This window comes from Streptomyces gossypii (assembly GCF_025165795.1).
In the GTDB taxonomy this organism is placed as follows: Bacteria; Actinomycetota; Actinomycetes; order Streptomycetales; family Streptomycetaceae; genus Streptomyces; species Streptomyces gossypii.
The window spans coordinates 183,408-204,162 of the sequence record NZ_JAJAGO010000004.1 but is presented as its reverse complement, the minus strand read 5'-3'; the positions used below and the strand labels follow the sequence as shown (position 1 = coordinate 204,162).

Sequence of the window (20,755 nt, the reverse complement as noted above, 5' to 3'; positions counted from 1 at the left end):
TAGAGAGATTGGGTAACCAGTGGTCCTGAAAACCTTCGGCTGGTCCTTCGGCGTCACAGCCGCGGGATTGGCTCTGGCCGCGTATTTCTGGGGGTGGGAGGGTTTCGCCGTCGTGGCGATCCTCTCGGTCCTGGAGATCTCGCTGTCCTTCGACAACGCGGTGGTGAACGCCGGTGTCCTGAAGAAGATGAACGCCTTCTGGCAGAAGATCTTCCTCACCATCGGCATCCTGATCGCGGTCTTCGGAATGCGACTGGTCTTCCCGATCGTGATCGTCGCGATCAGCGCTCAGATCGGCCCGATCGATGCCGTCCAGGTCGCCCTGGACGAGCCGGACCGATACGAGCAGCTGGTCACCGACGCTCACCCGTCCATCGCGGCGTTCGGCGGGATGTTCCTGCTCATGATCTTCCTCGACTTCATCTTCGAGGAGCGGGAGATCAAGTGGCTCGGGTGGCTGGAGCGCCCGCTGTCCAAGCTGGGCAAGGTGGACATGCTGTCCGTCTGCATCGCTCTGATCATCCTGGCAGTCACCGCGACGACTCTCGCCACCAGCGCGCACCAGCATGGCGGGGAGCATGCCGACAAGGCGTCCACCGTGCTGCTCTCCGGCATCCTCGGACTGATCACGTATCTCCTGGTCGCCGGGCTCTCGGGTCACTTCGAGGGGAAACTGGAAGAAGAAGAGGAGCGCGAACACGAGGCGGAGGAGGCGGCCAAGCGCGCCGGCAAGGACCCCAGCCTGGTCGGGGTCGCGGGCAAGGCCGCGTTCTTCCTCTTCCTCTACCTCGAAGTGCTCGACGCCTCCTTCTCGTTCGACGGGGTCATCGGTGCCTTCGCCATCACCAACCACATCTTCTGGATGGCGCTCGGCCTCGGCATCGGCGCGATGTACGTCCGTTCACTCACCGTCTACCTGGTCCGCCAGGGCACCCTGGACGACTACGTCTATCTGGAGCACGGCGCGCACTACGCCATCGGCGCGCTCGCCGCGATCCTGCTGATCACCATCAAGTACGAGATCCACGAAGTCATCACCGGAATGATCGGCATCGCCCTGATCGGCGCCTCGTTCTGGTCCTCGGTCCGGCGCAACCGCCTGATGGAGGCGGAGGGCGGCGACGACGGCGGTGGCGAGTCCACGGCTAAATCGGAGGTCTCCTCCGGAGTGTGAGGCACCGCTGACCAAGGAACGCCGGGGGCACGGGAGCGATCCCGTGCCCCCGAGGGGTGTCATCACGGTCCGATTGCGGAACGCTCTCAGCGGGGGCGGTGGCGAGCCCGGCTCGCCACCGCCCCGTGGCTGTCGGACTGACCAGGGTGCGGTGGGGGTGGGGATGGTCTCCCTTTGGGAGAACTGGCGGCAGGGCATGGGCAAATGGCCGAAGTTCGACACGGCCGGCGGACCGTCGACCTATGCGGTCGAACTGAGCCGGCGCCACCCGGTGGTGTCGCTGACCAAGCAGGGCGCGGACACCGGAGGCCTTCAGGTCAACCTCTCCTGGCGGTCGAGAAGCGCCGACTTCTCCAGCCGCCCTCCTCTTGGCGCGTCGCTGCGGCATCCGCTCCAGGCATTCAAGCCGCAGGTGGTGCAGGCGCACACCCGCGGCGTGGTGAACTTCGACCTCGACCTCGCCTGTATGTACGAACTGGTGGACGGCAGCAAGGGCGTGGTCCAGCCGCTCGGCAAACTGCTGGGGGATTTCAACGCCCCGCCCTTCGTGAAGCTCAGCGGTGACGACCGGTTCGGCTCCCCGTCCGGCGAGACGATGCATGTGAATCTCGACCACAAGGAGCAGATCAAGCGTCTGCTCGTCTTCGTCTACATCTACGACAACACCCCGGCGTTCGACCGCGCGCACGCGCTGGTCACGCTGATACCCAGCAACGGTGCGCGGATCGAGGTACCGGTCGACGAGCGGGCACCGCAGGCTCGCTCGTGCGCGGTGCTGATGCTGGAGCACGACAAGGACGACTTCGTCGTACGCCGCGAGGTGCGTTATGTCTACGGTTTCCAGTCGGAACTGGACCGGTTGTACGGCTGGGGGCTGCAGTGGGGGCGCGGCTACAAGACCGGGACTTCCTGACCCGCTCCCGGGAGCCGGGTCACTGGTTGAGGAACTGAGGCCCCTGCGGCGGCAGCTCCCCCGTGCTCGCGCTGCCCGGCGCCCTCGCCGCGGCCGGCGGCTGCTGCGGCTGCTGCGGCGGGTATCCGTACACGGGCTGCGGATAGCCGTACGCGGGCGGGACGGACGGCGGGTGCTGAGGCGGCTGCGGGAAGCCGTAGGCAGCCTGGGTCGCCTGGTCGTCGGGCACCGAGAAGACGGAGGCAGAGGCCCCGGCGGGCTGCGGATGGGGCTCGGGAGCGGGCGGCTCCGGAGCCGGGCCGGGGCCAGGGCCAGGAGCGGGGCCGGGCCCGGGGACCGGGTCCGGTACAGGCCGAGGACCGGGGCCTGGCGGTTCCGGCACGGGCTCCGGTGCGGGTTCCGGCTCGGGCCGAGGACCGGGTCGAGGCTCCGGCCGGGGCTCGGGCACCGGAGAAGGCTCCGGGAAGTCCGGCTCCGCCGGCGGCTCCGGCACCCTTCCGCCGGGCTGCGCCGTCCGTGCCGTCCGCCCTGCCGGTTCGCCGTCCTCGCTGTCCCCGCCGTCCCCGCCGGTCTCGTCCACGGAGATGCCGAACTCGGTCGCCAGTCCGATCAGTCCGGTGTCGTAGCCCTGCCCGAGTGCGCGGAACTTCCAGCCGTCGCCCCGCCGGTACAGCTCCCCGCAGATGAGTGCCGTTTCCGCGCCCGTCTCGGGGGCTATCGCGAACGACGCCAGCACCTCGCCCCGCCCGTCACCGCCGTCCGCACCCGCCCCGCCGGCCGGGCCCGGCGCCGCGTCGTGCAGGGTCAGCCGCAGGTCGCGTACGTCGGCGAAGGTGCCGCCGTCCGCCGAGGCGGAGAGCATCACGCAGCTGACCGAGCTCTCCAGTGCCGCCAGATCGGCCTCGACGGTGTCGGTCAGGCCGTCCGCCTCGCGGGCCTTCGGCAGGTGGCGTACGAGGCCCGAGGGATGGCGCGGCTGGTTGTAGAAGATGAAGTCGTCGTCCGAGCGGACCCGCCCCTCCTCGCCCAGAACGAGGGCGGAGGCGTCGACATCCGGTACGCCGCCCGGCCCGGGAGTCCAGCGCAGCACGGCGCGCACCGCCGTCGTGCTGAGCTGAATGTTCGAGCCCTTCATCATCTCGTGGGTCATACCCTCAATCCTGCCCTCCGGACGCCACAGCGGACAACGCGGGGCGACCGCTTGTACTTGTCGGTAATGCGCTCTTCATCTCCATGGGGAACACTTGACCCCCACTCGAACGTACGATGAGTGGCCGGATCTCGCCCTTCGGGGCTGCGGAACGTGAGCGGGACCTGCCAGGAACGGGCCCGTGAGCGGCCGGGCGGGGGGTCGGAGGCACCGGAGACAGGACCGGGGACAGGGCCGGGACAGGTCATGGACGACATGCAGAGACGGGAATCCCATGCGGCATTTCAGGCACCTACCGCCTGAGGTCCGGCACACCCTCTTCCACCAGGAACCGGCTGAGTTCGGCCCGGAATCCCCGGTCCGTACGCTCGCCGCCGCGCTGGGCGCCACGCTCTACAGCCCCGCCACCCGCGACTCGCTCGCCGAGGACGTGCTCAAACAGGCCGGGCGCGGAGTGGTCTCCATGGTGCTCTGCCTGGAGGACTCCATCGACGACAGCGAGGTGCCCGGGGCCGAGGAGAATCTGGTGCGCCAGTTCACCGACCTCGCCTCCGACTCCTACGCCGACGGCGGGCTGCCCCTGCTGTTCATCCGCGTCCGCACCCCGAAGCAGATACCGGACCTGGTCCAGCGGCTCGGCCCGGCCGTACGCCTGCTGTCCGGCTTCGTCGTGCCGAAGTTCACCGCCGAGACCGGTCTGCCGTTCCTGGAGGCCCTGGCCGACGCGGAGGCGTCCAGCGGCCAACGGCTCTTCGCCATGCCCGTACTGGAGTCGCCCGAGCTGATGCATCTGGAGACCCGCGCGGCCACCCTGGCGGGCATCGGCCGAGCGGTGGAGAAGCACCGCGAGCGGGTGCTCGCGCTGCGGCTCGGTGTGACGGACTTCTGCGCGGCCTACGGGCTGCGCCGTACGCCCGAGATGACGGCGTACGACGTGCAGCTCGTCGCGTCCGTGATCGGGGACGTTGTCAATGTGCTGGGCCGGGCGGACGGCACCGGGTTCACCGTGACCGGCCCGGTGTGGGAGTACTTCCGGCTGCAGGAACGAATGTTCAAGCCTCAGCTGCGCCAGAGCCCCTTCCTCAGCGGGCGCGCGCAGGAACTGCGGACGGCCCTGATCGAGCATGACATCGACGGTCTGCTGCGCGAGATCGAGATGGACCGTGCGAACGGACTGCTGGGCAAGACCTGCATCCACCCCTCGCACGTCGCGCCCGTGCACGCGTTGTCGGTCGTCTCGCACGAGGAGTACAGCGATGCGACCGACGTGCTGCGGCCGGAGCGCGGCGGTGGCGGAGTACTGCGCTCCGCCTACACGAACAAGATGAACGAGGTGAAGCCCCACCGCGCCTGGGCCGAACGCACCCTGCTGCGCGGCGAGGTCTTCGGTGTGGCACGGGAGGGCGTGGGCTTCGTGGATCTGCTGGCGGCGGGGATCAAATGAACGACGGAGAGCGGGAGCGAGTGCGGGAATCGGTACGGCCGGACGGAGCGGCGGCGCCCGCCGACGAAGCGGTGTGGCCCGGTGAGTGGGTCGCCGAGCGGCTCGGCGCCGAAGTCACCGGTGAGGTGAAGCGCCTGGTCGGCCTGGCCCTGCGGCAGAACCCGAAGCGCGCACACCTGCTGGTCTCCCAGGTGCTCGGCAAGCATGTGCCGCAGCGTCCGATGCTCGTACTGGGCGCCGGTGCCCGACTCGGGCGCCGGGTGCGCGAACTGCTGGGCGAATCCGCGAGCCGCTCGGTCGTGCTCGGATACGCCGAGACGGCCACCGGCCTCGGTCACAGCGTCGCGGACGGCATGGCAGCCGCCATGGGCGACGGCCCGGTCACCTCCGTCACCTGCCTGCACTCCACCCGGCGGCCGGTGCGCGGCATGACGGCGGTGGGCGGCTTCGAGGAGGAGCACTCGCACGCCTCCTCCCACCTGCTGCTCCCGGAGAACCGGGAACTGCTCGCGGGGGACGGCCCGCTGGTGCTGGTCGACGACGAGTTCTCCACTGGGCGCACCGTACGGAACACGATCGCCGCGGTGCACCGCAGCCATCCCAGGACGCGCTACGTGGTGGTCGCCCTCGTCGACATGCGTTCGGCGCAGGACACCGCCGCGCTGGAGAAGTTCGGCGCCGAACTGGGCGCCCGGGTGGACGTGGTGGCGCTGGCCTCGGGCCGGATACAGCTGCCCGCGGACGTACTCGAACGCGGCCGGGAACTCGTCGCCCGCCACGCCGCGGCGGCCGAGGAGGCGCAGCCGGAGCCCGCCGCCTCGTACCCGGACGCCCTGCGAGTCGATCTCGGCTGGCCCTCCGGCCTCCCCGACGGCGGGCGGCACGGCTTCACCTTCGCCCACCGGGAGCGGCTGGACGGTGCGCTGCCGGGCATGGCCGCACGGCTTGCCGATGCCCTCACCGGCGCGGGCGCCCTGCCCGCCGCACCCGCCGCACCCGGCGATCCTGCGCCCGCCGCCGCCGCCGTACCCGTGCCCCGGGTGCTGGTGCTCGGCTGCGAGGAGCTGATGTATGCGCCGCTGCGCCTCGCCTTCGCGCTCGAACAGCGCCTGGGCGAAACCGCCGAGGTCCGCTTCTCCACCACCACCCGCTCGCCCGTCCTCGCCGTCGACGACCCGGCCTACGCGATCCGCACCCGGCTCGCCTTCCCCGCCCACGACGACCCCGCCGACGGCCCCGGCGAGCGCTACGCCTACAACGTCGCCCCGGGCAGCGACCCCGCCCGCCGGTTCGACGCGGTGGTCGCGGTTGTCGACTCCACCGCCGACACGCCCGCCCTGCACGCCCCCGGCGGTCTGCTGGCACGGCTCGCCCCGCACACCGGCACCGTGCTGCTCGGCGTCGTGCCCAGCTACGTACCCCTGCCCCAGCCGCTGCGCGGCCCGCACTTCTCCTCCTACGAGCCCGAGGACGTCGGCTGGCTCCTCCAGGACGTCTCGGAGGCGGAGCTGGAGGCCCCGACCGAGGAACGCGAGGAGGCGATCCAGAGCGGCGGCGCGCACTACGCCGAGTCGCTGCCCGTCGAGTACCAGCCCAGTGAGGACTACCAGCGCCTCTTCCACAGTGCGCTGGACGTCTCCGCCGCCCGCATCGCCCGTGCCGTCGGCGCGGTCACCGAGACCGTCCTCGCCGAGCGCGGCCCGCACCCCGTACTGGTCTCGCTCGCCCGCGCCGGGACACCGGTCGGCGTCCTGATGCGCCGCTGGGCGCGGCACGTGCACGGCGTCGAACTGCCGCACTACGCCGTGTCGATCGTGCGCGGACGCGGTATCGACACCACCGCCCTCCGCTATCTCGCCGCGCATCACGACCCCGCCGACGTCGTCTTCGTCGACGGCTGGACGGGCAAGGGCGCCATCACCCGCGAGCTGGCCGACGCCGTCGCCTCCTTCGGCGGCTTCAACCCGGAGATCGCGGTGCTCGCCGACCCGGGCGGCTGCGTCCGTACGTACGGCACCCGGGAGGACTTCCTCATCCCCTCCGCCTGCCTCAACTCCACCGTCTCCGGACTCATCTCGCGCACCGTCCTGCGCGACGACATGGTGGGCCCGGACGACTTCCACGGCGGGAAGTTCTACCGCGAGCTGGCCGGAGCGGATGTCTCACGCCTCTTCCTGGAGGCGGTCGAGGCCCGCTTCGACGAGGTGCGCGACGAGGTGGCCGCAGACGTGCGCGAGCTGCTCGCCGCCGACCGCACGCCGACCTGGGAGGGCTGGCGGGCGGTGGAGCGGATCAGCGAGGAGTACGGAATCGGTGACGTCAACCTGGTCAAGCCCGGAGTGGGCGAGACGACCCGGGTGCTGCTGCGCCGGGTGCCCTGGCGGGTGCTCGCCCGGCGCGGCGCGGGCCGAGACCTGGACCACGTACGACTGCTGGCCGGGCAGCGCGGCGTCCCCGTCGAGGAGGTCGACGAGCTGCCCTACAGCTGCGTCGGCCTGATCCACCCCAGATACACGAGGGGCGCCACCGGCGCCGACGGGAAGGCCGTCCAGTGAGCACCCCCACCACGCTGATAGCCAGCGATCTCGACCGCACCCTCATCTACTCCGCCGGTGCGCTGGCGCTGACCATGCCGGACGGGGAGGCTCCCCGGCTGCTGTGCGTGGAGGTGTACGAGCGGCGGCCGCTCTCCTACCTGACCGAGACCGCGGCGGGGCTGCTCACGAAGCTGTCCGGCGGCGACGGCTCCGGCGGCACGGGCTCCGGCGGCACAGACTCCCGGCGCACCCTTTTCGTGCCCGCCACCACCCGCACCCGCGAGCAGTACGCCCGCATCAGGCTGCCAGGCCCGCCCGCCCCGTACGCCGTCTGCGCCAACGGCGGCCACCTCCTCATCGACGGCGAACCCGACACCGGCTGGCAGGCGCAGGTGCGCCGGAACCTGACCGACTGCGCTCCGCTCGCCGAGGTGCGCGCCCATCTGCTGGCCACGGCCGATCCCGCCTGGCTGCTCAAGGAGCGGACCGCCGAAGACCTGTTCGCCTACCTCGTCGTCGACCGGGACCGGCTGCCCGACGCGTACACGAAGGAGCTGGCCGACTGGGCCGAGCCGCGCGGCTGGACCGTCTCCCTCCAGGGCCGCAAGATCTACGCCGTGCCGCGTCCGCTCACCAAGAGCGCCGCCGTCGCCGAGGTCGCCCGCCGCGTCGAAGCCACCCGCACGTACGCCGCCGGGGACTCCCACCTCGACGCCGACCTGCTGCTCGCCGCAGACGCGGGCTGGCGCCCCGGCCACGGCGAACTCGCCGACAGCGGCTGGTCCGCCCCGCACATCACCGCGCTCGCCGAGCGCGGGGTGGCGGCGGGAGAGCGGATCCTGCGGGAGGCGCTCCGGCTCACGCGGTAGCCGCGCCGTCGCCGCGCGCCGGCCGGTCCGCCGGGCTACCTGCGTCCCGCGTGCTCATGGCTCGGGCGCCGGACGTCATCACCGCGGGCACTGCGCTCCAGCTCCGCGCGCCGCCGGGCACGCTCCCGGAACAGCTCACGGCCGCGCTCCTCGAACTGTGCCTGATCGGGATGGCGGGCACGCCAGTACGGATTGTCGTGCGGCAGAGCGCCACTCACCCGTCCGTACATGCCGAAGACGAGCAGCAGCAGTCCGACCGCGAAGCTGAAGATCACGTTCTCCATGTCGAACGCGAGGGGATTGAACTTCCGTTCCAGCAATGCGAGATTCACGAAGCCGCTGAGCAGGAAGCAGACCCCGAGCACGCTGTTGAGCGTCGAGGCGAGGTTGCCCCCTCGCACCATGCCGAAGAAGAGCAGCAGCCCGACGACGATGGACAGGACGCTCAGCGCGCCGTTGGTGTTCAGCCCCGCGACGGTGTCGCCGCCCCGGTCGAAGAAGCCGATCCTGTCGATCAGCCCCAGGACGCCGAATACCAGCAGAAACAGACCCATGAGCCCGGCACCGATGCGGTAGACCTGGCTCAGCTTGTGGTCGACGGGCAGATGCTCATCAAGCGCCGTGTGGCGCCATGAGCGGATGGCAGCCATGAGCGGCCCTCCTCACCGGACGGTAATCCCTCCAGCATCCGCCCTCGCCCGGCCGATCTCAACCGCAGCAGCCGCCCCCGCAGCATCCGCCGCCGCTCGCCTCGCCGCCACTCGGTGCCGCACCGCTCGCCGCGGCACCGCCCACGGAGACGGTCGAGAGCAGCTTGACGGTGTCCCCGTGACCCTCCGGGCAGCTGGCGGGGTCACCCGAGCTGGCCATCGGACGGCGGAGCTCGAAATCTGTGCCGCACTGGCGGCAGCGGTACTCGTATCGCGGCATGCCCGAAGCATAGCCGCGACGCCCCGGGACCGGGCAGAGCCCCGGGGGGCCGGGCCGGGACGGCCCTGGCTCTGTCCCAGCGGTCTTCTCGGGTCTGCGACGCCCGGCACCCGTCCCCTCGGCCCTGAGGAGGTCCCATCCTCGCTGCGTTGTCGGACTCGCCCGAGTACGCCCCGTACGAAGGCGATCCTCCGCCTTGTGATCCGTCCCCTGCCTGCGGCGGGGAGACCCCGGCACCGGACGCCGCAGAACTGATCCTCAAAGACCGCCCGAACAGAGCCTAGTGGGCGCCTGCCCCGCGCTCCTGCCGGATCTGCTCCACCACTCCCTGCACCGTCTCCTTCACCGAATCCAGCTCGGTGAGGAAGTGCCAGTAATCCGGATGCCGCCCGGTCAGCCCCGCCACCGCGCGGTCCACCCGCTCCACCGACTGGTCCAGCGGGCGCGCGTGGCGCGGATCGGGCGTACTGCGGCCAGCCATCGCCAGCCGCTGGGCGTCACGGATCGCGAACCGCACCCGCTCCACCTCCGAGGTGTGGTCGAAGCTCACCTCGTTGAGCCGCTGGAGCCGGTCTCCCGCCGCCTTCACCGCCTCGTCGGTGGTGTTCAGCAGGGCCCGGACCGTCGACAGCTGGGCGGTGGCGTCCGGCCAGCGCTGCTCGTCGCGCGCCTTCTGGGCCTCCCGCAGCTTCTCCTCGGCCTGCCGTACCGTACGCACCGCCTCGTCCGGGACCTGCTGGAGGTCCTGCCAGCAGGCCGCGCTGTAGCGTCTGCGCAGCTCACTGAGGACCGGCTCGACCTTGCCCGCGCGGGTGTGCAGCGCCTGCGCACGAGTGCGGAGGGAACTGAGCCGCTTGTCCGTCTCCGCCGCCGTCTGCGGCAGCCGCTCGGCCTCCCCCCGGATCGCCTCGGCCTCCCGCGCGACCCGTTCGGCACGGTGCAGCGTCTCCGCCACGCCGTGCTGGGCCGCGCCCTGGTTGAGTTTGGTCAGCTCGGGCGAGAGCGCGGCCAGGCGGGCCGCGAGATCATCGGCCGCAAGGCCCGAAGCGCGTACGGCATCCAGCGCGTTGGACGCCGCCAGCAGCCCCTGCCGCCCCCGCTCGACGGCCGGGGCGAGCCGGGCCAGCTGCGTCTCCGCCTTGTCCAGCAGCCTGCCGAGACCGCGCTCGAAGCGGTCCAGATCGCCCTTGACCCGCTTCAGATCCTCCGTCGTCTTGTTCAGCTCGGCGCGCGCCCGCGCCGCGGTGCCCGAATCGAGGTCGTCGCGGTCCAGATCGTGGGCGTCGACCGCGGTGATGTACTCGTGACTCACCTGATCGATACGGGTGCCGAGCACGGCGAAATCCTGAACCGCCTTGCGGCCTGCGGGCGAATCCTCGACAGCGGTGATCGTCTCGATGGAGATCCGCAAGTCCCGCTGCGCGGTGTCCAGCTCATAGAAGGCCGCCGCCGCAGCGTCCTTGGCGGCCTGCGCATCGGCCCGCAGGCTGTCGGCACGGCCGCTGCCCCAGCCCCATCGGCGGGTGCCGCCGCCGTTCATCGCCACGAAATCCTCTCCCCGTGTGCCGCAGCCGGTGGATCAGTGCTCATTCTCCCACCCTGGGACAACGAACACACGGGTCATTCCGTTCACGATCTACCCCCGGTGATGGCCGGTAGCCGCCAGTTTGCGTCCAGGCCGTGCGGACAAGGTATCCTGTGGGCTCATCCGCACCCAGGGCGCATAGCTCAGCGGTAGAGCGCTGCCCTTACAAGGCAGATGTCGCAGGTTCGATCCCTGCTGCGCCCACTGGTTTGACTAAATGACCTGCACGTTCTTCCGAGCGTCAGGCACGTTGGGGAACGTCCGAGCACATTCGGGAACCAAGATCGTCTCCCGAATCTCTCCCACGCGGACCCCGCGTCACCACAGGTGTGAGCGTCCACAGCGATGTGGACGCTCCCCGTAGCGAGCGCGACGTCCGACGCACGTCAACGCCCCTGCTGCCCGGCGCCTTTGCCCGGCTTGTCTGCCGTGCCGAGCCCGGGAGGGCCGATCCGCCCTCCGAGAGAGTGCTCCGCGCCCGCCGTCAGATCGGCCGCAATGTCGCAGAGGCGCGGGTGCGGGCCAACCGCAGCCAGGAGCGGTTGGCCGAGAACGCCAGCCTCTCCGGCACATGGTCTATCGCACCGAACTGGGCGTCATCTCCGCACGGATCGACTGGCCCATCTCCATCGCGGACTCCCTTGACACGGATCTGGCCGACCTCGTAGGCCAGCCGTGAACGAACTGTCAGCGGACGGCGGCGGTGTACGCCAGCAGCGCCACCCCCAGCCGCCACGATGAGGGCGGTGGCCGGGGGCTCGGTCGGGAGTCAGGCCGGGACGATGAATCCGCGGACTGCACGGCCGCCGACAGGTAGCGTGGCCGCGCCCTCTTGCTCGCCGCCCAGAGCGTCGAGTACCTCGGCTGTGATGTCCCGGCGCAGGTCCGGTTCGGGCCGGTCGTAGATCCGCCAGTCCCCGTCCGCCTGAAGCGGGTCGGATGGGGCGGCGACGCCGGGCCGCTCCATGCGGTGGAGCATCCGCTCCACCCTGCGGGCCTCGGATTCGGTCACGGGATCGTCCCTTCTCGTGCTGGTGCGGCCGAGCCTACGCGTCCACGCTCGGCGCGACAGGAGGCTGCGGGGTCGGCGTCCACAAGCCGGTGTCGACCTCGTACCCGGCCCGGACGATCGCGTCTCGGGTGCGGTCCAGGATCGCCGGGTCGTAGTGGGTGGGGTCGTAGCCGGGGTGGTGGTCCACGAACCGGCCGTGCCGCTGGCACAGGTCGCGGTACAGGGCGGTGTGCAGGATCAGGGCATGCCAGCCCTCATCCACCACTCGGGACGGCGCCATGGGGGTGTCGAACTGGGCGCCAGCCGCGACGAACTTCGCTGCTTCGCCGATGATGCGGCGGGCGACTGGCTCGGTCATGCCGGGGTTGTTGTCCCGGATGGTCACGAGCACGCGGCTCATCTGGTCCGGGGAGAGTAATTCGGTCATGTCTGTTCCTCTCTCGGGTGGATCTCTTGTGGTGGTTCCGGCCGTCCGCTACGGGGGAGCAGACGGCCGGAACCGGTCTCAGGTGGGGAAGGGCGCGTACGGGCGGCGGGCGTGCAGCTCGGCCCTCACCGCAAGGCGGTACGGCTTTCCGTCGTCGAAGAGGAGGACCTTGTGACCTCCGGCGATCGAGCGCATGTTCCGCACGGGGCGCTCGGCGCCGTGTACGTGGACCAGGTCGCCGAGGCGGACGGAGTCGGCAGTGACGGTGAGCGTCTCGTAGACGATCTCGTGGCCGCTCACCGCTTGCGCTCCCTGTCGATGGCGGCAAGGTCCTGGGCCAGCCAGGGGTGGCCGGTGCCCCACCGCAGGAGTGACCGGGCGCACGGGAGGCAGCCGAGCACCTCACCTGCGGGGCCGGAGGCGCGTTCGACGTAGTCGACGGCTATGCGCTCTTCCGCGTGCTGCTTGCAGTGGCAGCAGGGTCCGGCGGGCTTGAGGAGGTCCGCCGCGCGGGCGCGGGTCACCACTCTTCCCCTGCCAGCTGGTTGAGGAGGACGCGGCAGTCGGCGGTGAGGTGGAAGAGGTGGGCGTGTGCGGCCAGCGGGTCGGTGGGGGGTGGCTGGGCCAGTGTGCGGTGGACGATGTCCAGGCGTGAGCGGCGCTGCCACCATTTCAGGCTGCCGCGCCACAGCTTGGCGGTCCCCGCCTCGGCCACGGGCAGCAGTGCTTCGGCGTAGCCGCGCAACTCCGCTTCGATCGGGGCAAGGTCGGGGCGGCCGGGGAGCGCCAGGATCTCCTGGGCGCGCTCGATCGCGGCCCGCACCGCAGCGGTGTCGACCGGGGCGGTGGTGTTCGGTACGGCGTTCACCGTGCGGCCCCCTGGCGGGAGTCGGACGCCGTACGGCGGGCGTGATCCTGCGGACTGCTGCCGTGGATGGCTGACACGGTGACCCTCCCGGTTCGGTGATCAGGTGGTCACCGAAGGTACGGACACCGAATGCCGGGGAGGGGCAGGCATCCTGCCCCTCCCTTTTCCCTGGCTCACGCGGCGAGTACGCCCACCTTCACGGCGAGGTCCGCTGCGCGCTGCCGACGCCCCGGCGCCTTCGCTTCCGTCTCCTCCAGGATGATCCGGCGGGCATAGCCGTTGTACTGCACCGTCTCCGGCGCATTCGTGTGCGCCTTGTCCAGAGTCTCCAGCGCTGTCTCCGGCTTCCCGTCCAGCTGGTACGCCCGCGCCTCTTCGATGCGGTGGCGAGCACGACGCGGCCGGGACGGAATGCACTTCGCGTCCGCCCGTGTCGCCTGCCGTACGGACTCACCACCCGCATGCAGCTCTACGGCGAGCGTGACCGCGTGAGCGCCCATGATGGCTCGGGAGAAGGACGTGACCGGGTGGTAGTAGCCCTCGGGCAGAGCCTTCGACGCCTTGTCGGCTTTATCCCACCAGCCCCACGCCGTCCCAGTGTCCCCACGACGGGCTGCTGTATACCCGGCTGCGACCTGGAGTGCACCAGCGATCGCGAGCACTTGGTCGCTGCCGTCGGCGAGTTGGGGCTGGAGGTGGTGCAAGCATCGCTGCACCACCGCGTCGGCGCCGTCGTAGTGGGCGGCGTCGCGGTGTGCTTCGGCTGCCAGCCAGGCGGCCATGCCGAGAGCGTGCGGGTCCTCGCTCTCCTGGGCGGCTACCATGCCTCGCTCGGCGACGCGCCACAGAAGCGCGGAGTCGGGCTGGTACGCAAGGAAGAACTGGCTGAGGCTGTAGACCTCGGCGAGTAGGGACTGTGCCGCTCGGCGATCGGCGGCGGTGTCTGCCTGACGCACCGCGAGTTGCCCGTCCAGGATCAGATTCGGCAGCAGTCGGCCAATGACGTCCCTGTGGTTGGGTGCGGAGTGGCGGGCCGTCCACGCGTGCGCGAGGCGCGCGCGCAGATGCGCAGCGTCCGGTGCGGGCCGGTCATCGGCCAGAGGGAACGCGTCAACGGCCGCGCGGACTGCGGGTAGGAGGGGGTGGCCGGGGCCAATGAACAGCTCCATGGGCATGGACTGGTCTCCCGTGAGATCGCTGAGGTTGCGCACCCGCAGCACCTCGGCGATCCGCAGGATCATCGGCAGCGGCGGCACGTGGATGACGCCCCGCTCCACCTGCTTCACCCAGCTCGGCGACTTCCCGAGCAGCCCGCCCAGGACTGGGCGGGTCATGCCTCGGCGAGTGCGCAGGATTTGCACGCGCTGGCCGAATGCGAGCGCGCTCACCTCGGTGTCGTCAGGCATACTGGTGCTCCTCGTTCTCGTGTCGAGCAGACACTCAGAACGGTACGCCCGTGACATTGCGGCGGGTAGCGATTGGCCTCCACCAGGTATGGGTGGGGGCCATCGCCATGACCAGAGCCCGGCCCGCCCAGCGTGCGCGCGGTACGGTCCGGCCGCACTCTGGCCTCATGGCCCACGCTGCCCGGATCGTCGTATACCCGCCCAGCCCCACCGGCGGCAGGCGAGTGCGGGCAGATGGGGAGGCCATCGGCATCGCCCACTCGGCGGCCGATCTGCTGGAGTTCCTCCGCCGCGTCGGCCTCGACCCAGAGGCCGTGCGGCTGGACGATCCTCACCTGATCGAGTGGCGGGGCGGCGGACCAACCGTGTGGCTATGACTCCAAGGACAGCACGAACGTCGGTGATCGCCCGCGTAACGCTGCTGGGCAGCCATGGCACCCTGGGTGCATGGTCCGTGTCGACTACTTCAATGATCCGCAGGCACCGAAGGCGAACAGCATCGGTCCGTCCGTGACCACTGTCGCGCTCAACGAGGGTGGAGAGCTCTTGCTCATCCACAAGACCGACAACGATCTCTGTGCACTTCCCGGCGGCGGGTCCGGCACTGCTGTCGACGCCTCGCGGGCACGCTCCGCAACCGCCTGCGTGTGCAGCCAACGGTTCCCGAGCCGCGGCAACAGCGATCCGGCTAGCTCGGCAGCTCCTTGAGGGGTGTCCAGCGATGAGGGCATACAGCCACGGCAGCCGAGCAGAGCACCTGCGATCAGCCCCACGTGAGCCACTGCGCGGTCAGAGTTTCCCTACGTCATCAAGGGCTCGCTCCGCTCGCCGCGCGGCCCGGCTTGCCGCCGGGCCGACGTTCCTGTCTCCGCCCCACTCCGGCCCGACCGCCGGTCCGCGCGCGGCAGCGAGCCCAGAGAATGGGCGCCATCGTTGCTGGGACGGTCGGCTCCACGGCTTTAGCCTCGCGCTTTCATGAAGGGTGCTATTCGTGGCGTGGGCATGAGAGGTAGAGGTAGGGCTGACCTGCAACGACAGGATCTCTGAAGACGCTACGACCGCAGAGTCGAAGAGCACTTCTCAGGTGAATCGCTGCGTCGGATCGCACATGCATGTCCGCGTAAAGCAACGGTTGTGGAGTGACTACCCAGACCGGGCTGAACGTTGGTGGCGGCGGGCAGTCGCCAGACAGCATCGGGGTACCCGCAACCCATGCGACACCCTCGTGGCCGCCCTTGCCTTCGTGGTCCCGCTACACCGGAACTGCTGAAACGACATCAGCCTGCCCGTGGGGCATGGTGACCGTGACGGGTGGCCGTGGGATCCCGCCGACAGCCTTCCGATTGATCGAGGAAGATCGTCTCAGGTGGGGTCGGCCGTGGTCGTCCGGCGCCCACCCGCAGCCATAGGTGGAGGAACTCCCCACCGAGTCGAGGTCAGCCGGAGAACCACACAGTTCTGGCGATCCAGGCTATGGCCAACAAGCACGCCATGCCCGCCGCCAGAAGCACCGGGACCGCCACCGTCATATAGATGGCGTTGGGAATGAGTGCGCGAACCGGCCAGACCCCCGCTACCTTCGGGTTTTGCGGCAGGTAGACGACCTCTACCTCGCTGCCTTTTTCCGGCAAAACACCCTCCCACGCACTGGCTACCATTTGATTCGTCATGCCAGAGAAGTTCGCAAACGTAACAATGACACCATTGCCATATCGGCCGCTCGTATATCCGACACACGTCCCTCGGGCACGCACGCCCCGTGTACCGAGTCGTACCTTTTCGACGAAAATACCCAACAGTGCCCGGAGGGCTACGTACACGAAGAAGGAAAGCCCAAAGAGTGCCACGATGGCCCCAAGTGCTAGAGCGTGCACCATGTCGAAGTCTCCCGAGGTGTGGGTGGCCGCTCGCAGTGGGCGGGAAATACTCCTGGCCCGCACCGGTAGAGCATGTTGAGAGCCTTGTTGGCACGATGAAGGAAGCACTCTTCCAGTGAAGAAGCGTATCGGGCCCTATCCCCGCGTCCGAGTCCAGGGCGACGGCCGACAGGTCGTCTCCCAAGCCGGGGCGGTCCTGCTCGTCGAAACGGTCCGCAAGACCGGCCTTGACCAGGCCATATCCCAGGCTCTCGCTCCGTGGCGCAAACCGCCATATCCCAGGCTCTCGCTCCGTGGCGCAAACCGCGGGCCGTCCACGATCCCGGCAAGGCCCTCCTGGACGTGGCCCTGGCAGTCGCACTGGGCGGGGACTGTCTTGCGGACGTCGCGATGCTGCGGTGCGAGCCGGCCATGTTCGGCGCAGTCGCCTCTGACCCGACCGTATCCCGACTGATCAACAGTCTCGCCGCCTCCGGCGAGAAGGCCCTGCAGGCCATCCGGTCCGCACGGTCCGAAGCCCGTTCTCGCACCTGGTGGTTGGCGGACCGGAACGCGCCGGATGCCGATGGGCAGGTCACAGTCGATCTCGACGGCGTCCTGGTGATCGCGCACTCCGACAAGGAGGATGCGGCCGCGACCTGGAAGAAGACCTATGGCCATCACCCCCTGATGGCCTTCGTCGACCACGGATCCGGCGGGACGGGTGAGCCGGTCGCCGCTCTCCTCAGACCGGGGAATGCTGGCTCGAATACGGCCGCCGACCACATCACCACCGCTCAGCTGGCCTTAGCCCAACTGCCGAAGAAGTACCGCCGGGGACGGCAAACGCTGATCCGTACCGACTCCGCGGGCGGCACCCACGACTTCGTGTCCTGGCTCGCCCGGCGAGGACGGTGGCTGTCCTACTCAGTCGGCATGGTGATCACCGAAGTGATCCACCAACACGTCTTGAACGTCCCGGCCACGGCTTGGACCCCGGCCGTCGAGGCGGACGGCGAGATCCGCGACGGTGCCTGGGTCGCCGAACTCACCGGCGACCTCCTGGACGGCTGGCCCAAGGGCATGCGGCTGATCGTCAGGAAGGAACGACCGCACCCCGGGGCCCAGTTGCGGATCACCGACGCGGACGGCATGCGGCTGACGTGCTTCGCCACCAACACCTCGGGCCGGCCGATCGCCGAACTCGAACTTCGTCACCGGCTGCGGGCCCGGGCCGAGGACCGCATCCGAAACGCCCGCGCCACCGGCTTGCGCAACCTTCCCCTGCACCGCACCGACCAGAACCGGATCTGGCTGGAGATCGTGCAGATCGCCCTCGATCTGCTGGCCTGGATGCCGATGCTCGCCCTGACCGGCAAGGCCCGCCTCTGGGAACCCCGCCGCCTGCGGCTCCGTCTGTTCACCGCGGCCGGACAACTCGTCACTACCGGCCGCCGCCGGATTCTCCGCCTGACCCGGCACTGGCCCTGGACCGGCCACATCACCGCCGCACTCGACCAGCTCGCACTCCTGCCAAACCCCGGCTGACCAGCAACTTTCCCGTCCCCACGACAGCAGCCCGACACCGGAGCAGTGGAACCCGGCGCCTCCCCGAGGCGACACGCGGGCCCTCGACCTGCCCACTCTCAGCCCACGGCACGAAAACGGTCCACCGACTCCGTCGGCGGACCGTCATGAAACTTCGAGGTTAGGCAGCCACCTTGGGGCGAGCCTCTAAGATCGGGGCCCACTTCGGGCTATTGCGGGCAGGCTAGGAGCTGCCCGAGTCGCGGCAAGCTTACGGGCCCCGATCTCTCGCCCCAAGCCAGCTCCAGCCCAAAGCCGCTACGCCTTGGTGGCTTACCGTCCCTGACGTGGTGGAGGTTCAGGAATCCGAACGCCTGGAGAACGGGGAGTGTCGAGGGCATCGCGATCAGCAAAGCGGATGAGCAGGTTGAATAGCCATACTAGTCGAAGTGCTCGAAAAATCCCCAACCCCAGAAGGATTTCAAATAGCCAAATCGATAATCCCGCGTGGGCTGAACGGTCCACGATAAGGGCCAGCAGGCATCCGCCAGAAACTGCCAGCATGCTGGTCAATATGCTTGACCAATTTCTTCGCAACTTGTCGCCGAACCAGCGTCGCAGTTTCAGGATACCTCTGCCGTTGGCACTTGCGTATTGGGCGATTGCAGCAGTTCCGAAGCCTCCGACTAAAGCGGCGACTGAGGCAGTCGTCGTGTAAATATCTTTCCGGCGTTCCGCGCTTAGCTGTGCTAGGCCGAACGTCTCATGGCTGAGTGCCACCTGAGATAGGGCATGGCAGCCGATCAAAACAAGAGCCAACACCCAGTCGGTCCGGGGGTGCTCACTCCAGAAGTCTGACAACCGGCGTAATGCAGCCCTCATGTCCCCTCCTAGCTCCGAGGGGTACTAGCCTAGTCGTCAGCACTGACAGCGGCCTTCAGTGAGTCTTTGTGGAGGCGCGCCGCCTCCATGATCCCGTCGATGGATGCGTGTGGGCTTGGGCGGGAGTCACCGCTGTGCACCTCTACGCGCGTCTTTACTGTCACATGATGCTTAATGAAGTCAAGTGGTTCCTCTACGTACTCGCCATCTGAATTCTCTACCGTTACGATGGCGCGGGCTCGCTCAACTCCTGTCGGTCCTTCCAGGTAACCCAACTCCGCCATAAAGGAGTGGATGTCTTCTTGCATTCTTCGATGCCCTCGAAGTTTGGCCATGGGGCTTAGGCCACCCCTCTTTGGCACCTCAAGTTTCACGGTAATCTTATGGTCAGGGTAGCGCTCATTGGAGATTTTGTTGTAAGTGCTTAGCCCTACCTCTTCTGGTGGGGGAGCGAGAGGGTTGGGGCGGTAGGTGAACTCGAAACTATGTACTGCGCTGGCATTTTCCAACTTTTCCCAGGTGTGGTCGCTGATTACAGGCCATAGGGCAATCTCCTCATCGGCTAATCCGCAGGCATTCATCCAATTTTGGATTGCCGAAGCGCGAGGAGAACCCTGCTTGCTTTGCATGATGCCGATAATGTTGCCGAAGTCAAGGAAGCAAACAGCAGTTGTATCGATTGTTCCTTTGTTTCCTTCCAGTCGCATTTCTTCGATCAGAAGTCGGTCTAGGTCGACGGTTTGTAGCGGTCCCGTGGTGATGCGCCCCACGAGGAGATGCTGTCGATTGCTGAGTTCGACAGTCTGTCCGAGGTAGTTTCCGCTGTCGCTGCTATAGATGCGACTGCGAGGTTCTCGGTGCGCCAGAGCGGATAATGACTGCTGCCAGGGAACTCTCTCCATTCGAGCGTTGTCGGCATCTTTTCCTCGTACGATTTCAAAGAAGGCCACTGTTCGCTCAATGTTGCCCATGCTTTCTCCCTCATGATCGGGAACCACGTTGGTGGGACTCTATCGCTGCTCCATGCAGTCGTATAGGCACTCTTTGTGTTCGGGGCCATCATGGGACGCCTGGGCCGTCTGTGGGCCGTGCGAGGGTGGCCAGCGGTGACAGACGTCGGCAGGGGGTGACCCACGTTGCACCGGCCTGGCCTGGGGGAGCGCGGATGATCTGCGGGACTGGGGGGTTATGCCTGCACCCGGAGTGCTGACATCTCCGTCTGACATCAACGGCACCAGATGAGGGCGTACGTGAGCACCCACGACAGGCCGTCATAGCAACGTGCCGCAGCGGCCATACGTCGGGTGCGAGCGAACTTACAAGGCAGATGTCACAGCTTCGATCCCTGTTGCGCCCACCAGCTCGACCCCAGGTCGACCAGTAACGAAGCCGCAGCCCCACTCGTCCCCAGCTCGCTCGATCGGTCGACGCTTCGACCAGGATTCGTGGCTGGAAGCGGCAATTGCGTCGACCGATGCGGTCAGTCGGAACTTGGGTCAGGGAAGGCGGAGGGTGAACCAGGGCACCGTGTCGCCGGGGAGGAGGTACTTCTTCGTTGCGCTGGGTGCATTCGCGTATCTCATCGAGGGTGGCGTCAGCCGCGTTCAGGGCTCGGGCGCGTGCTCTCAGGTGTGGACGGCGAGTTTGAACTGCGCGTGCACCAGGCGCCGTGCCCGGCTGTCGTTGTGGTGGACGCGGAGAGCGAGCGGCGTGCCGGGGTGGACCATGATCTCGTGGCTCTTGGTGTAGCACTGCATCCCGGGCGAGGGCGGCCGGTGATCGGTCGCGGTGGTGTCCGGGCCGGTCGACAGGTTGAGCGGGTCGCGTATGTACTGGTCCCGCAGTTCGGTGTAACCGCCGTCCTCCCACTGGATCATCGCGGTCAGTCCGCCCCAGCCGTCCACGGAGGGCCAGATCAGCCCGGAGCGGTCCTCGGCGTCCCAGTCGCCGATCCGGTGGCCGTCGGGTTGTTCGATCTGGTGCATGCCGTGCCGGTCCAGCGACTCGGCGCTGCCGAAGGGGAAGCGGACGATGTGGTAGCCGTCGGCGGGGATGGTCTGGGCGGTGTTGCGGATGAGGGAGCAGACGTGCACGGCCATGGTTTTCTCCTGTCGGGTTCGGGTCGAGAGTGCTTCCTTCGCCCGGTGCGTCGCCCGGACGATCTCTCTTCCCTCT

19 protein-coding genes, 1 tRNA gene and 2 pseudogenes are annotated in these 20,755 nt (G+C 68.7%); 9 read left to right on the top strand and 13 right to left on the bottom strand.

Features of this window, described 5'->3' with window-relative positions; all coding sequences use genetic code 11:
• Positions 1-19: 19 nt before the first annotated feature.
• Positions 20-1,174, top strand: coding sequence for a DUF475 domain-containing protein (locus LHJ74_RS10080; RefSeq protein WP_260217563.1), 1,155 nt, complete (start codon positions 20-22; stop codon positions 1,172-1,174).
• A 163-nt stretch (positions 1,175-1,337) separates the two neighbouring features.
• Positions 1,338-2,087: a Tellurium resistance gene (locus LHJ74_RS10075; RefSeq protein ID WP_260217562.1), complete on the top strand. Its 750-nt coding sequence runs from the start codon at positions 1,338-1,340 to the stop codon at positions 2,085-2,087.
• A 19-nt stretch (positions 2,088-2,106) separates the two neighbouring features.
• Here LHJ74_RS10075 and LHJ74_RS10070 read toward each other — a convergent pair whose 3' ends face one another.
• A complete protein-coding gene (locus tag LHJ74_RS10070; protein WP_260217561.1) occupies positions 2,107-3,237 on the bottom strand; it encodes a TerD family protein in 1,131 nt (376 codons plus the stop codon).
• Positions 3,238-3,511: 274 nt separating this feature from the next.
• On the opposite strand from LHJ74_RS10070, the gene LHJ74_RS10065 reads away from it, so the two are divergent.
• From LHJ74_RS10065 to LHJ74_RS10055, 3 genes are read left to right on the top strand one after another with little or no spacing between them, the layout of a single operon-like run.
• Entirely contained in the window at positions 3,512-4,681 is a 1,170-nt protein-coding gene (locus LHJ74_RS10065) for an HpcH/HpaI aldolase/citrate lyase family protein (RefSeq protein ID WP_260217560.1), read from the top strand.
• The gene (locus LHJ74_RS10060; RefSeq protein WP_260217559.1) at positions 4,678-7,236 is read left to right on the top strand and encodes a phosphoribosyltransferase; all 2,559 of its coding nucleotides are present in this window, start codon (positions 4,678-4,680) and stop codon (positions 7,234-7,236) included. The genes LHJ74_RS10065 and LHJ74_RS10060 overlap by 4 nt, the downstream gene beginning before the upstream one ends.
• Complete coding sequence (locus LHJ74_RS10055; protein WP_260217558.1) at positions 7,233-8,087, top strand: HAD family hydrolase; 855 nt, start codon at positions 7,233-7,235, stop codon at positions 8,085-8,087. Before LHJ74_RS10060 ends, LHJ74_RS10055 begins: the two co-directional genes overlap by 4 nt.
• A 35-nt stretch (positions 8,088-8,122) precedes the next feature.
• Here LHJ74_RS10055 and LHJ74_RS10050 read toward each other — a convergent pair whose 3' ends face one another.
• The 3 genes from LHJ74_RS10050 to LHJ74_RS10040 form a co-directional block, all read right to left on the bottom strand.
• Positions 8,123-8,737, bottom strand: a complete 615-nt coding sequence (locus LHJ74_RS10050; protein WP_260217557.1) for a DUF4383 domain-containing protein — start codon at positions 8,735-8,737, stop codon at positions 8,123-8,125.
• A gap of 58 nt (positions 8,738-8,795) precedes the next feature.
• Positions 8,796-9,017 (bottom strand): FmdB family zinc ribbon protein, encoded by a 222-nt coding sequence (locus LHJ74_RS10045; protein WP_260217556.1) that lies wholly within the window; start codon positions 9,015-9,017, stop codon positions 8,796-8,798.
• A 280-nt stretch (positions 9,018-9,297) separates the two neighbouring features.
• Positions 9,298-10,557: a hypothetical protein gene (locus LHJ74_RS10040; protein WP_260217858.1), complete on the bottom strand. Its 1,260-nt coding sequence runs from the start codon at positions 10,555-10,557 to the stop codon at positions 9,298-9,300.
• Between the two features lie 177 nt (positions 10,558-10,734).
• Here LHJ74_RS10040 and LHJ74_RS10035 point away from each other — a divergent pair.
• A tRNA-Val gene (locus LHJ74_RS10035) sits at positions 10,735-10,806 on the top strand.
• Between the two features lie 565 nt (positions 10,807-11,371).
• On the opposite strand, the gene LHJ74_RS10030 is transcribed toward LHJ74_RS10035, so the two are convergent.
• From LHJ74_RS10030 to LHJ74_RS10005, 6 genes are all read right to left on the bottom strand, one after another.
• Complete coding sequence (locus tag LHJ74_RS10030) at positions 11,372-11,614, bottom strand: hypothetical protein (protein ID WP_260217555.1); 243 nt, start codon at positions 11,612-11,614, stop codon at positions 11,372-11,374.
• A 34-nt stretch (positions 11,615-11,648) separates the two neighbouring features.
• A complete protein-coding gene (locus LHJ74_RS10025) occupies positions 11,649-12,041 on the bottom strand; it encodes a UCP032817 domain-containing protein (protein WP_260217554.1) in 393 nt (130 codons plus the stop codon).
• Positions 12,042-12,119: 78 nt separating this feature from the next.
• Positions 12,120-12,341 (bottom strand): hypothetical protein, encoded by a 222-nt coding sequence (locus LHJ74_RS10020; protein WP_260217553.1) that lies wholly within the window; start codon positions 12,339-12,341, stop codon positions 12,120-12,122.
• Positions 12,338-12,565 (bottom strand): hypothetical protein, encoded by a 228-nt coding sequence (locus LHJ74_RS10015; protein ID WP_260217552.1) that lies wholly within the window; start codon positions 12,563-12,565, stop codon positions 12,338-12,340. Before LHJ74_RS10015 ends, LHJ74_RS10020 begins: the two co-directional genes overlap by 4 nt.
• Positions 12,562-12,909, bottom strand: a complete 348-nt coding sequence (locus tag LHJ74_RS10010; RefSeq protein ID WP_260217551.1) for a DUF6415 family natural product biosynthesis protein — start codon at positions 12,907-12,909, stop codon at positions 12,562-12,564. Before LHJ74_RS10010 ends, LHJ74_RS10015 begins: the two co-directional genes overlap by 4 nt.
• A 173-nt stretch (positions 12,910-13,082) precedes the next feature.
• Complete coding sequence (locus LHJ74_RS10005) at positions 13,083-14,315, bottom strand: helix-turn-helix domain-containing protein (RefSeq protein WP_260217550.1); 1,233 nt, start codon at positions 14,313-14,315, stop codon at positions 13,083-13,085.
• 167 nt (positions 14,316-14,482) lie between these two features.
• Here LHJ74_RS10005 and LHJ74_RS10000 point away from each other — a divergent pair, with 167 nt between their 5' ends.
• Entirely contained in the window at positions 14,483-14,692 is a 210-nt protein-coding gene (locus tag LHJ74_RS10000) for a hypothetical protein (RefSeq protein WP_260217549.1), read from the top strand.
• Between the two features lie 70 nt (positions 14,693-14,762).
• Positions 14,763-14,912 (top strand): annotated as a pseudogene (locus LHJ74_RS09995) (NUDIX hydrolase); the annotation flags it as partial.
• A gap of 839 nt (positions 14,913-15,751) precedes the next feature.
• Here the strand turns inward: LHJ74_RS09995 and LHJ74_RS09990 are convergent.
• A complete protein-coding gene (locus LHJ74_RS09990) occupies positions 15,752-15,985 on the bottom strand; it encodes a hypothetical protein (RefSeq protein WP_260217548.1) in 234 nt (77 codons plus the stop codon).
• Between the two features lie 322 nt (positions 15,986-16,307).
• On the opposite strand from LHJ74_RS09990, the pseudogene LHJ74_RS09985 reads away from it, so the two are divergent.
• Positions 16,308-17,719 (top strand): annotated as a pseudogene (locus LHJ74_RS09985) (IS1380 family transposase).
• A gap of 890 nt (positions 17,720-18,609) precedes the next feature.
• Here LHJ74_RS09985 and LHJ74_RS09980 read toward each other — a convergent pair.
• The gene (locus LHJ74_RS09980; RefSeq protein WP_260217547.1) at positions 18,610-19,551 is read right to left on the bottom strand and encodes a hypothetical protein; all 942 of its coding nucleotides are present in this window, start codon (positions 19,549-19,551) and stop codon (positions 18,610-18,612) included.
• 654 nt (positions 19,552-20,205) lie between these two features.
• Entirely contained in the window at positions 20,206-20,679 is a 474-nt protein-coding gene (locus LHJ74_RS09975; protein ID WP_260217546.1) for a hypothetical protein, read from the bottom strand.
• Positions 20,680-20,755 lie beyond the last annotated feature (76 nt).

What these genes read in the sequence shown, in the direction of transcription:
- LHJ74_RS10075 (WP_260217562.1), top strand. Translation starts at nt 1,338, where the DNA reads ATGGTCTCCCTTTGGGAGAACTGGCGGCAGGGCATGGGCAAATGGCCG.
- LHJ74_RS10070 (WP_260217561.1), bottom strand. Translation starts at nt 3,237, where the DNA reads ATGACCCACGAGATGATGAAGGGCTCGAACATTCAGCTCAGCACGACG.
- LHJ74_RS10065 (WP_260217560.1), top strand. Translation starts at nt 3,512, where the DNA reads ATGCGGCATTTCAGGCACCTACCGCCTGAGGTCCGGCACACCCTCTTC.
- LHJ74_RS10060 (WP_260217559.1), top strand. Translation starts at nt 4,678, where the DNA reads ATGAACGACGGAGAGCGGGAGCGAGTGCGGGAATCGGTACGGCCGGAC.
- LHJ74_RS10050 (WP_260217557.1), bottom strand. Translation starts at nt 8,737, where the DNA reads ATGGCTGCCATCCGCTCATGGCGCCACACGGCGCTTGATGAGCATCTG.
- LHJ74_RS10045 (WP_260217556.1), bottom strand. Translation starts at nt 9,017, where the DNA reads ATGCCGCGATACGAGTACCGCTGCCGCCAGTGCGGCACAGATTTCGAG.
- LHJ74_RS10040 (WP_260217858.1), bottom strand. Translation starts at nt 10,557, where the DNA reads ATGAACGGCGGCGGCACCCGCCGATGGGGCTGGGGCAGCGGCCGTGCC.
- LHJ74_RS10025 (WP_260217554.1), bottom strand. Translation starts at nt 12,041, where the DNA reads ATGACCGAATTACTCTCCCCGGACCAGATGAGCCGCGTGCTCGTGACC.
- LHJ74_RS10005 (WP_260217550.1), bottom strand. Translation starts at nt 14,315, where the DNA reads ATGCCTGACGACACCGAGGTGAGCGCGCTCGCATTCGGCCAGCGCGTG.
- LHJ74_RS10000 (WP_260217549.1), top strand. Translation starts at nt 14,483, where the DNA reads ATGGCCCACGCTGCCCGGATCGTCGTATACCCGCCCAGCCCCACCGGC.
- LHJ74_RS09990 (WP_260217548.1), bottom strand. Translation starts at nt 15,985, where the DNA reads ATGACGAATCAAATGGTAGCCAGTGCGTGGGAGGGTGTTTTGCCGGAA.
- LHJ74_RS09980 (WP_260217547.1), bottom strand. Translation starts at nt 19,551, where the DNA reads ATGGGCAACATTGAGCGAACAGTGGCCTTCTTTGAAATCGTACGAGGA.
- LHJ74_RS09975 (WP_260217546.1), bottom strand. Translation starts at nt 20,679, where the DNA reads ATGGCCGTGCACGTCTGCTCCCTCATCCGCAACACCGCCCAGACCATC.